The organism is Streptosporangium sp. NPDC004379 (assembly GCF_042873875.1).
Classification (GTDB): domain Bacteria; phylum Actinomycetota; class Actinomycetes; order Streptosporangiales; family Streptosporangiaceae; genus Streptosporangium.
The window spans coordinates 164,024-174,069 of the sequence record NZ_JBIAMC010000016.1; the positions used below are offsets into that span (position 1 = coordinate 164,024).

Here is a 10,046-nt window from a genome sequence, read left to right on the forward strand (position 1 = left end):
TGGCCTTACATGGCCGTCCAGTGCCGTCCGGCGCGTCCGTAGCCTCCGGTGCCCGGCCGTTCTGCGGCTTCCGTCCGCGCCCGCCGGGCGGTGCGTCCGGGTGCGCCCGCTCACTCCGGCCCGCCGGCCCCGCCACATGATCGATGCCCGCACCCGGGGTGGCGGCTCCGCCCGGCTGGAAGTCTTTTCCCGATCTTGCCCGTCCCCGGCTCGGCCCTTGTCTTACTTTGTAAAGGCGAATGCTCGTGACAAACCGAAAAGAGGGCATAGGGAAGGGAGGAAAGACGTTCGAGGATGACAGAGTGCCGATTGAGACAGGGGTTGACGATGGGAAAGCTGAACGAGGACGCCAAGGAACTGCTCCGGCGGCCGATCCACGGCTGGGTGACCACGGTCCGGCCCGACGGATCGCTGCACAACACCGTCGTCTGGGTCGACGTCGACGGCGATGACGTGATCTTCAACACGGCCCTGGGCCGCGCCAAGGACCGCCACCTGCGCGCCGATCCCCGGGTGTCGGTGAGCGTGCTGGACCCCGAGGACGCCTTCCACCTGGTCAGCGTGTCCGGCGCCGCGACGATGGAGGAGGAGGGCGCCGACGGGGTCATCGACCGGCTGGCGAAGAAGTACCTCGGTGTGGACACCTATCCGTACCGGCAGCCGGGCGAGAAGCGGGTCACGGTGCGGGTGACGCCCGAGCGGGTGGTCTACAGCGGCGGCCGCTGACCGGTCCCGCTCGGGGGCGCCGGTGTCTGGACCCGCGAGGGGGCGCCGGTGTCTGGACTGAGGAACGCAGCCGCGAAGCGGCGGAGTGACGAGGGAAGGCACCGGTTACCAGCCCCCGAGCCGCGACGCGCCAGCGTCGCCATGAGAGTGGCGGGTGACGAGTTCGGTGCCGATGCGGGCGAGTTCGTCCCGGACCGAGCGTGGTTCGACGATTTCGATCAGGGAGCCCCAGCCGGCGAGGTCGCGGGCGATGTCCAGGGGGGTCGGGGCGGCGAGGCGGACCCGGACGCGTCCCCGGTCGGGTTCGCCGTCGATGTGGCAGTGCCGGCCGAACCGGTCGCGCAGGATCGGGGCGAACCGCTCCTCGATGAGCACGGTCGCCCAGGTGCGGGAGCGGCGTCGTTCGATCTCGTCGGAGACCTCCTGCCAGGCGGTGGCGAGGGTGAAGTCGTCGGGGCGGTCGGCGGGTTCGCCGGTCGGCTCGGCGTGGGTGATCCGGTCGGCGCGGAAGGTGCGTCGTCCCCGGTCGGTTCCGGCGAGGAGGTACCAGACGTCGTCTTTGTCGATCAGGCCCCACGGGTCGACGAGGCGTTCGGTCTGTTTCCCGGTGTGGCCGGCGTAGGTGAGGCGGATTCTGTGCCGCCGGATCACGGCGGTCTGCAGCAGGTCGATCACCGGGGGCCGGGGGCGGTCGTGTCCGCCCCACCGGACGGGGTCGGTGACCGTGGCCTCGGCGGCGGCTTCGGCGTCGGCGCGGAAGGTTCCGGGCAGGGCTCGCATGAGTTTGCGGAGTGCCGCCCTGGCGTGGTCCGAGAGGGACGCGGCGGGGCCGACGAGCAGGAACAGCGCCCGTGCCTCGGCGGCTGTCAGGCCGCTGAGGTCGGTGCGGGCGCCGCCGACCAGGGACCAGCCGCCGCCGCGGCCGGGCTGGGGGTAGACGGGGACGCCGGCCGCTGACAGCGCCTCCAGGTCGCGGCGGGCGGTGGCGACGGACACCTCGAGTTCGGCGGCCAGCTCGGCGGCGGTGACCCTGCCGCGGGTCTGCATCAGCATCAGGACGGCCACGAGGCGGTCGGCGCGCATGGTCCGGATTCTTCCGTAAAAGTGCGCAGAAGATGAGCACTTTGCCGTGGAGCATTGGTGATGTCACCCACCGGGGAACACCCTTCGAGGAAGGAACCGTCCATGCTGCGAGGCCTCACGACCGTCAGTCTCTTCGCCGATGACGTCGCCGCCGCCGTCCGCTGGTACGCCGAGGTGCTCGGTGTCGAGCCGTACTTCGAGCGTTCGGCCGGCGGGGCGCCCGCCTACGTCGAGTTCCGCGTCGGCGACCACCAGCACGAGCTGGGGATCGTCGACAGCCGCTTCGCGCCGCATCCGCACCCCGGTACGGCCGGCGGCGTGGTGGTGTACTGGCACGTGGACGACATCGAGGCCGCTTTCGGGCGGCTGCTGTCCCTGGGCGCCGCGGCGCACGACAAGCCGACCGAGCGCGGCCCCGGTTTCGTCACCGCCTCGGTGATCGACCCGTTCGGCAATGTGCTGGGTGTCATGTACAACCGGCACTATCTGGAGATGCTGGACCGCTGACCTGAACTCGAAGGGCGCGAGCCCCGTCCTTCAGGGCCGGGAGGAAGTCAAGAAGCAGAACTCGTTGCCCTCCGGGTCGTGCATGACCTGGAAGGCTCCGGCGGCGTCGCGCCGGGGGGCGCCCGACCGCCGTCCGCCCAGTGCGACCGCGGCGTCGGCGGCGCCGGTGAGGTCCTCCACGTCGAGGTCGAGGTGGAGCCGGTTCTTTCCGGGCCGCGGTTCGGGGACCCGCTGGAAGGCCAGGCGCAGTCCTCCCGGCGGGTCGATGCTGGACCAGCCGGGGTCGCGGTCCACGGGGGCGGCGTCCAGGAGCGTCCCCCAGAACGCGGCGAGCCGCGCCGGGTCGGCGCAGTCGATGACGAGCTGGCTCTGACGGATGATCACCCCCTTATCGTACGGCCCGGTTCGCGGCGTATGGGAGGATCCGGCTCGGTGGTGAGACGGGCATCCGGCTGCGGATGGGAACCGAAGGAACAGGTATGGACATCGGGAAGGGCGGCGTGCTGAAGGGGCAGGGGGAGGATTTCCGCGAGTTCTGGCGGGAGCGCCACCTGTGCACGCTGACCACGCTCCGGGCCGACGGCACGCCGCACGTCGTCCCCGTGGGGGTGACGCTGGACGTCGACTCCGGAATCGCCCGGGTGATCACCTCGGGCACGTCGCGCAAGGCCCGCAATCTGCCGGAGATCGGCGAGGAGGGGGCGCCGGTGGCGGTCTGCCAGGTGGACGGGCGCCGCTGGTCCACCCTGGAGGGGCGGGCGGTGGTCCGCCGTGACCGTGAGGCGGTCGAGGACGCCGAGCGCCGGTACGAGCTGCGCTACCGGATGCCCCGGGAGAACCCGGCCCGGGTGGTGATCGAGATCAGCGTCACCCGGGTGCTGGGCAACGTCTGAGGCCGCCGGCCCCGGGGCCGGCGGCCTGGTGACGGGTCAGGAACGGCGGCCGAACCAGCGGCGCTTGGCGGGCTTGGCGTCCTGCGCGGCCGGGGCGGCTGCGGTCACGGCGGACTTGGCGGGCTCGGCGAAGCCGGCCAGCGGCTGGACGGTGGGGGAGCAGTCCGACAGCGCGATCGGGTCGCCCATGGCGACCACGATCTTCCGCTGTCCCTTGAACGCCTCGCGGGCGTGCGCCGACAGGATGTTGTCGACGATGAGGATGTCGCCCACCTGCCAGGTCTCCCTGACCGTGGCCCGGCGGTAGGCCTCGTCGATCGTCTCGATGTCCTCCCTGGAGATCGGCTCGCCGTCGCCGTAGGCGGTGTTGAAGGGCAGGTTCTCATGGCCCAGGTCGTCGATGAACACCTCGCGCACGTCGGGGTCGAGTGCCCATTCGTTCCAGAAGACGGTGTGGTTGAACCAGACCTCCTCGCCGGTCCCGGGGTGGCGGATGACGGCCGAGCGGCGCTGTCTCGTGCGGAGCTGGTCGTCGCCGACCCACTCGTGGGCGATGTGGTTGTCCGCGCAGTAGGCGGCCACCTCGTCCCTGTCCTCGGTGGCGAAGGCGGTGCGCCAGCCCAGGCTGATGTGCTCGCCGTAGTTGCGCACCAGTGACCAGCCGTGCTCGCGGAACCGGGCGGCGAGCGGCGCGGGGATGTCCCGCAGGACCTTGCGCACGTCGGTGACCGGGGTCGCGCCGCCCTCGTCGGGGGCGACGAGGCAGCCGAACATCAGGATGCCGGGGAAGCTCAGCGCGTAGCTGTTCTCGTTGTGCGGGCGGATCGCGTGCGAGGGCGGCAGGTCGGTGGAGGAGTAGACGTCCTTGCCGAAGTGGCTGCGCGGGGTGGCCTTCTCGACGTACCCGGCGAGTTTGGAGACCAGCGCGTCACGGACCTCGGCGAAGTCCTCGACGGTCTTGATCGGCAGGCCCCGCAGGTAGACGGCGCCGTGCTCGTCCAGTCCCGCGCGGATGGCCTCGCGGTTCTCCCTCAGCCATTCGCAGGTCCGGTCCAGGTCGGACCCCTGGACGTCGGCCGCGGCGGGTCTGCCGTCCCTGACCTCCCAGTCGATGGTGGTGTTCATGCGGCGTGGGTCCTTTCCAGCTCTTCGATGCCGATGAGGTCGTCGGGCTTGGCGTCGGGCACCTCGTCGTCGAAGCGCGCCAGCCTCCTGACGCGCATCCCGGCGAGGGTCAGCAGGCCCAGGGCGAGCCCGCAGATCAGGTAGAACAGCCCCAGCCCGCGTCCCGGGCCGGTGCCGATGAGCGCGCCGACGGTTCCGGCGAGCGGGCCGCCGGCGGCCATCAGCGGGTCGAGCAGGGGAGCGGCGAGCGGCGCGACGACGCCGAAGCCGATGGGCACGGTCGCTGCGGCGATCATGGTGTTGACCGCGATGATCCGGCCCTGGAAGCGGTGCGGCACCTTCACCTGGATGATCGTGGCGATGATGCCGTTGATCAGCGACAGCGAGAAGGACATGCCGAACGCGCCGGCGCCGATCAGCCACAGGTTGGGCTGCAGGCCGGTGACCAGGCCCGCGAGCGCCATCAGCCCGGCCGAGGCGATCGCGCCGCGCAGCCTGCGGTGGGTCGGGCCGCCCCACAGGCTCATCACCAGGCCGCCCACGATCGCGCCGGCGCCGCCCGCGACCGCCACCGTGCCGGCGGCGGCCAGGGTGGAGAACGACAGCACCAGCGGCGAGACCATGACGAACATGGGCGCCAGGAACAGGTTCACCCCGGCGAAGAAGAACAGCATCGCGCGGAAACCGCGGTGTCCCAGCGAGTACCGGAAGCCGTTGACGATCTCCGCGGAGATCGGCTCGCGGCGGCGCAGACCCAGCGCGGTGGGGAACTTCACCAGCAGGACCACCAGGACGGCGAACGCATAGGCGGCGACCTGGACGGTCAGGATGCCCTCCAGCCCGATCGCGGCGAGCATGCCGACCGCGATGAGCGGGGCCAGGAACTGCCCGCTGCCGATGGCGAGCTGCACGATGCCGTTGGCGTGGCCCAGGTAGCGCTTGGGCACCAGCTGCGGTATCGACGCCTGGTAGGCGAGCCGCTGGAACGTCACCGAGACGGAGACGATCGCTATCAGCCCGTACAGCGGGCCGACGGTGAGCCGGTCGGTCAGCAGCAGCGCGAGCATCACCGCCTGGGTGAGGCCCGACGCGGCGTCACCGGCGATCATCACGCGCCGCCGGTCGTAGCGGTCGACCACCGCGCCCGCCAGCGGCGCCACGATGATGCCCGGTACCAGGGCGAGCAGCGCGATGAGCCCGAAGTGGGCCATCGATCCGGTCTTCTGGAAGATCCAGATCGGCACCGCGAACTCGGTGAGCGCCGACCCGACCAGCGACACCAGCTGGCCCAGCGCGACGGGCAGGAAGCGGCCCATGCTCGGCTCACGCTCGGTGCGCGCGGCCTTCCGGTGCACGGTCTCCTGCAGCCACCAGGTGCCGCCCGCCTCGCGGGAGTGCTCCTCGCGCCAGGTGTCGTCGGCGCGGTGCGTACCGGTGACGATGCGGGCCAGTTCGTCGGCGCGGTACTTGGGGAAGAAGTGCCCGGCCTCGTCGATGACGACCAGCGACGCCGTCTCCGACAGGAAGCACCACTCCTTGAAGCGCTCCTGGTAGAACTCGGTGCTGGGGTCGCGCTCGCCGACGACCGAGACGATCGGCGCCTTCAGCCGCGGCTGTTCGGTGGCGAACAGGTCGGTGAAGTACTCCTCGGCCATCCGGCCGTCCTGGCGCATCAGCTCGACGGTGAACGTCACCTGTTCCTCGTCGAGGCCGGTCATGTCGCCGCCGAGCGCGCGCAGTTCGGCCGCGATGCTGCGGGTGCCGTGCAGACGGTCGTTGATCAGCGTGCTGAGCGGGCCGAGGAGGCGGCCCCTGGGCTTGGCGAAGGGGAAGATGCCGCCGAGGTAGAGGGCGTCCAGCTGGCGTCCGGACGCCTCGACCTGCCTGGCCAGCTCGATGGCCAGGGCGCTGCCGGGCGCGCAGTGCCCGTAGATGACCAGGGGGCCCTGGACGTGCTGGGCGATCTCCTTGACGCACTGCGCGGCGACCTCGGCGAAGGGGAGCTGCGCCTCCTCGCCCGGTTCGCGGCCGGGGGCGGCGACCGCGTAGAGGGAGTAGCCGGCGGGCATGGCGTCGGCGAGCGTCTGGTAGACGACCGCGTTGGCGCCGCCGTACGGCACGCAGATGACGGTGCCGCGGTGGTCCTTCGGGGCGATCGGGCGGGTCAGCTCGGCGAGCATCCGCCGCGGCCCGGCGGTCTCCCCGCGCCGTTCGACGATCAGCTTCGCGAGCTGGGCGACGGTCGGGTTCTTGAACATCTCCAGCACGCCGATGGGCGGTCTGCTGTCGGGGAACGCCTTGCGCATCCTCGCCACGACCTGGGTGGCCAGCAGCGAGTGGCCGCCGAGATCGAAGAAGTCGTCGTTCGCGCCGACCTGTTCCAGGTCCAGCACGCCCGCCCAGATGGCGGCGACGGCCTCCTCGACGGGTCCCTCCGGGGCGGTGTAGCCGGCTCGCTGGTCGGCGCGTTCGGGTTCGGGGTCGGGCAGTGCGCGGCGGTCGACCTTGCCGTGCGCCTGCAGCGGGAACCGGTCGAGCCAGGCGAAGCGGCCGGGGACCATGTACTCGGGCAGCCGGTCCAGCAGGTGCGCCCGCAGTTCGGCCACCGGCGCCTCCGCGGCGTCCGGTTCCTTCTCCAGCCAGGCCGTCAGGTGGTCGCCGCGCAGGTCCACCACGCCCTGGACGACGCCGGGCAGGGTGGCGAGCGCGGCCTCGATCTCGCCGAGTTCCACCCGGTAGCCGCGGATCTTCACCTGGTGGTCGGTGCGGCCCAGGAACTCCAGCCGTCCGTCGTCGAGGCGGCGCACCAGGTCGCCGGTGCGGTACATCCGCGCACCCGGCTCGCCGTAGGGGTCGGCGACGAAGCGTTCGGCGGTCAGCCCGGGGCGGCCGAGGTAGCCGCGGGCCAGGGTGTCGCCGCCGATGTACAGCTCGCCGGCGACGCCCGGCGGGACCAGACGCAGCGCCCGGTCCAGCACGTAGACGCGGGCGCCGGGCAGCGGGCGGCCGATGGGCCAGGCGGTGCCGGGCGCCGCCGCCTCGGGGTCGACCCGCTCGGTGGTCACCGCGACGACGGTCTCGGTGGGGCCGTAGCTGTTGAAGACCGCGCAGCCGGTGCGGGAGGCGAGGTCGCGGACCCACGCGGTGGGCGACGCCTCGCCCGCCAGGATGAGCGCGCGGCGCGGCAGCAGCCGCTCCGGCTCCACCTCGGCGCCGAGGGCGGCCAGGTGCGAGGGCGTCATCTTCAGGTAGTCCAGGTCCGCGATGGCCTCGGCCAGCTCGGGCGCGGAGCCGCGGCGCGGCAGCTGGTGCAGGGTGCCGCCGCCGGTGAGCGGCAGGTAGAACATCAGCATGCTGAAGTCGAAGGCGAGCGACTGCAGCAGGCCGAAGTGGGCGTCGGGCACGATGCCGTACTCGGCGCGGATGTACTCCAGGTAGGCCACGATGTGGCGGTGGGTGACGCCGACACCCTTGGGGCGGCCGGTGGTGCCGGAGGTGTAGATCACGTAGGCGAGGTCATCGGGTCCGGCCAGCGGCTCCAGCGGGCCGTCGCCCTCGCCGGAGGCGTCGCCGGGGTGGTCGAGCTCCACGACGGGTCCGGTGTAGCCGGGCGCCCGGTCGCGCAGCGACGAGCCGGTGACCAGCAGGACCGCCGAGGAGTCGGCGAGCAGGAACTCCAGCCGGTCGGCCGGCTGCTCGGGGTCCAGCGGCAGGTAGGCGCCGCCCGCCTTGAGCACCGCGAGGATCGCCACGGCGGCGTCCACGTTGCCCTCCAGGCAGATCGCGACGCGGGTGTCGGGGCCGACGCCCATGCCGCGCAGCCGCCTGGCCAGACGGTTCGCCCGGCCGTGCAGTTCGGCGAAGGTGAGCGACCGGTCCCCGGCCACGAGGGCCGGGGCGTCCGGGGTCCGCTGCGCCTGGGCCTCGGCCATCTCGCCGAGCGTGCGGTGCGACGGCTCCCAGGTGCGGGTGCCGGCCCACTCGCCGAGCAGCGCCTCGCGTTCGGCGTCGCCGAGCAGCGACACCTCCGACAGGCGGCGCCCGTGGTCGGCGACGGCCTGCTCCAGGAAGCGCCGCATCGCGCGCTCGACGCGCTCGACGGACGCGGCCTCGAACAGGTCGGTGCGGTAGGTGAAGAACCCCTCCAGCCCCTCGTCGGTCTCGGTGACGTACAGCGCGAGGTCGAACTGGGTGATGGTGAGCGGGAACTCGAACGGCGCGATCTCCAATCCGGCGACGCCGCGGCGCGGCTCGGCCCGGTTGTTCAGCGCGAAGGTCACCTGGAAGATCGCCGACCGGCTGGGGTCGCGCTCCACCCGCAGGTCGTTGACGAGCTGGTGGAAGGGATGGTCCTGGTGGCCGAGCGCGCCCAGCACGGTCTCGCGGGTGCGCAGCAGGTGCTCGGCGACCGTCGGGTCGTCACCGGTGCGGCTGCGCAGCGTCACCATGTTGACGAAGGAGCCGACCACGCCCTCCAGCTCCCGGTGGGGCCGTCCGGCCACCGGCGAGCCGACGCCGAAGTCGTCCTGCCCGGCGAGCCGGGCGAGGACCGCCTGGTAGGCGGCGAGCAGCGTCATGTAGAGCGTGGCGCCGTGCGCCCTGCCGAGTTCGCGGACCGCCTCGGTCAGCTTCGCGTCCCAGGCGAAGGCGGACAGCGCGCCCTCGAAGCGCTGCTCGGCCGGACGCGGGTGGTCGGTGGGCAGCTCCAGGTCGGGCATCCCGGTGAGCTGCTCGCGCCAGAACGCGACGTCGGGCTCGGCCTCGGGCCCGCCCAGCCGTTCCCGCTCCCAGACGGCGAAGTCGCCGAACTGCGTCTGCGGCTGCGGCAGTTCCGCCGGGGCGCCGTCGCGCAGCCCGGCGTACAGGGCGAACAGCTCGTCGGCCATGATCTCCAGCGACCGGCCGTCGCTGACGACGTGGTGTACGGCGAGCAGCAGCACGTGGTCGTCCGGCGCGAGGCGGACCAGCGTGGCCCGCAGCAGCGCGTCGGCGGCCAGGTCGAACGGCCGCCTGACCTCCGCACCGACGATCTCGGCCGCGTGGGCGGCGTCGCCGGCCGTCACGACCTTCAGCGTGGCGGGGCCGGGTTCGTCGATGACGACCCGCGGCCGCCCGTCCCGGCTGGGGAAGCGCATCCGCAGCGCCTCGTGCCGGGCGACCAGCGCGGTCAGCGCGGCCTCCAGCAGCGTGGCGTCCAGTTCGCCGGCCAGCCGCAGCGTCAGCGGCATCGTGTACGCGGTGTTGCCCGGGGCGAGCTGCTCCATGAACCACAGGCGTTCCTGCCCGCTGGACGGCGGCGGCTCGGTCTCGGGGGAGCGGGGCCGGACCGTGACGGTCGCCGCGCGTGCTCGTAATCGCTGCGCCAGCAGGGCGCGCTTGTCGGCCGAAAGCGTGACGGCGCGTTCCGACAGCTGGTCGGTCATCTACGGTTTCCTCCTTGCGGGACGGCGGCGCTCAGGCGCCCTGTCCCTCGATGTCGGCGATCAGCAGTGCCTCCACGGCGTCGGCCAGCTTCTCGACGGTGGGGTTGGCGAAGATCACATTGATCGGGATCTCCAGGTCTACGGCGGCGCGGATCCTGGCGGCCACCCTGATCGCGAGCAGGGAGTTGCCGCCGAGGGCGAAGAAGTCGTCGTGGACGCCGATGCGGGTGGTGTCCAGGACGTCGGTCCAGACGTCGGTGATGAGGTGTTCGGCGTCGGTGCGGGGTGG

8 protein-coding genes are annotated in these 10,046 nt (G+C 72.3%); 3 read left to right on the top strand and 5 right to left on the bottom strand.

What is annotated here, in order from left to right:
• Positions 1–327: 327 nt before the first annotated feature.
• On the top strand, positions 328–726 hold the full coding sequence (locus ACFYSC_RS29395) for a PPOX class F420-dependent oxidoreductase (RefSeq protein WP_389968140.1): 399 nt from the start codon (positions 328–330) through the stop codon (positions 724–726).
• Positions 727–831: 105 nt separating this feature from the next.
• Here ACFYSC_RS29395 and ACFYSC_RS29400 read toward each other — a convergent pair whose 3' ends face one another.
• On the bottom strand, positions 832–1,809 hold the full coding sequence (locus ACFYSC_RS29400; RefSeq protein ID WP_389968142.1) for a helix-turn-helix transcriptional regulator: 978 nt from the start codon (positions 1,807–1,809) through the stop codon (positions 832–834).
• A gap of 102 nt (positions 1,810–1,911) precedes the next feature.
• Between ACFYSC_RS29400 and ACFYSC_RS29405 the strand changes: the two genes are divergently transcribed.
• Positions 1,912–2,316 carry a VOC family protein gene (locus ACFYSC_RS29405; RefSeq protein WP_389968144.1) on the top strand — a complete coding sequence of 135 codons (405 nt, stop codon included), beginning with the start codon at positions 1,912–1,914 and terminating at the stop codon, positions 2,314–2,316.
• A gap of 30 nt (positions 2,317–2,346) precedes the next feature.
• Here the strand turns inward: ACFYSC_RS29405 and ACFYSC_RS29410 are convergent, their stop codons facing one another.
• Positions 2,347–2,700, bottom strand: coding sequence for a VOC family protein (locus ACFYSC_RS29410; RefSeq protein WP_389968146.1), 354 nt, complete (start codon positions 2,698–2,700; stop codon positions 2,347–2,349).
• Between the two features lie 95 nt (positions 2,701–2,795).
• Here ACFYSC_RS29410 and ACFYSC_RS29415 point away from each other — a divergent pair, with 95 nt between their 5' ends.
• Complete coding sequence (locus ACFYSC_RS29415; RefSeq protein WP_389968148.1) at positions 2,796–3,209, top strand: pyridoxamine 5'-phosphate oxidase family protein; 414 nt, start codon at positions 2,796–2,798, stop codon at positions 3,207–3,209.
• A 36-nt stretch (positions 3,210–3,245) separates the two neighbouring features.
• Here the strand turns inward: ACFYSC_RS29415 and ACFYSC_RS29420 are convergent, their stop codons facing one another.
• From ACFYSC_RS29420 to ACFYSC_RS29430, 3 genes are all read right to left on the bottom strand, one after another.
• Complete coding sequence (locus tag ACFYSC_RS29420) at positions 3,246–4,334, bottom strand: TauD/TfdA family dioxygenase (protein ID WP_389968150.1); 1,089 nt, start codon at positions 4,332–4,334, stop codon at positions 3,246–3,248.
• A complete protein-coding gene (locus ACFYSC_RS29425; protein ID WP_389968152.1) occupies positions 4,331–9,757 on the bottom strand; it encodes an amino acid adenylation domain-containing protein in 5,427 nt (1,808 codons plus the stop codon). Before ACFYSC_RS29425 ends, ACFYSC_RS29420 begins: the two co-directional genes overlap by 4 nt.
• 31 nt (positions 9,758–9,788) lie before the next feature.
• A partial coding sequence (locus ACFYSC_RS29430) for a phosphopantetheine-binding protein (RefSeq protein ID WP_389968154.1) occupies positions 9,789–10,046 on the bottom strand: 258 nt, incomplete at its 5' end.

Bases quoted from the DNA above. Each gene is read 5' to 3' on its own strand.
- ACFYSC_RS29395 (WP_389968140.1), top strand. From the start codon at position 328: ATGGGAAAGCTGAACGAGGACGCCAAGGAACTGCTCCGGCGGCCGATC.
- ACFYSC_RS29400 (WP_389968142.1), bottom strand. From the start codon at position 1,809: ATGCGCGCCGACCGCCTCGTGGCCGTCCTGATGCTGATGCAGACCCGC.
- ACFYSC_RS29420 (WP_389968150.1), bottom strand. From the start codon at position 4,334: ATGAACACCACCATCGACTGGGAGGTCAGGGACGGCAGACCCGCCGCG.
- ACFYSC_RS29405 (WP_389968144.1), top strand. From the start codon at position 1,912: ATGCTGCGAGGCCTCACGACCGTCAGTCTCTTCGCCGATGACGTCGCC.
- ACFYSC_RS29415 (WP_389968148.1), top strand. From the start codon at position 2,796: ATGGACATCGGGAAGGGCGGCGTGCTGAAGGGGCAGGGGGAGGATTTC.
- ACFYSC_RS29425 (WP_389968152.1), bottom strand. From the start codon at position 9,757: ATGACCGACCAGCTGTCGGAACGCGCCGTCACGCTTTCGGCCGACAAG.